Genomic DNA, 386 nt, shown 5'->3' with positions numbered 1-386 from the left:
TCATAGACAGGGCCGCCAGCTCATCCTCAAGACGGCCGGGCTGGCTGTCGAGGTCGCCCTCGGTCAGCAGGGCGGTGTCGAAGGGGTCGTCGGGCCGTTCAACCACCTTGTGGGCGAGCTGGGTGGCGCGATCGCGCACCACGCCGCGGTCCTTGCCGTAGATGACGACGGCGCGGACGTCGGGGGTCGGGTCCTTCAGGAACCGCTCGACGTCCTGCCGCTTGGAAAGGATGGCCACGTGATCAGGCGGGCGCCTTGCCGGCCAGCCAGGCGGCCAGGTCCAGCTGGATCTTGCGGGCGACCTCGGCGGCGGCGCGCTCCTGGCCGTCCTGCTGGGCGGCGATGGCGGCGTAGGGCTGGTCGGCGGAGTCGTAGGTGACCACCGC

Annotated in this window: 1 pseudogene; it reads right to left on the bottom strand. The window is 71.5% G+C overall.

The annotated features are described in order from the left end of the window. Positions 1–238: pseudogene (locus AC1DF8_RS36245) on the bottom strand (DNA polymerase III subunit delta); the annotation flags it as partial. Positions 239–386 lie beyond the last annotated feature (148 nt).

Source organism: Rhizobium sp. 05N49 (assembly GCF_056396805.1).
The sequence above is the reverse complement of the archived record's forward strand: the minus strand, read 5'-3'. Positions and strand labels throughout refer to the sequence as shown.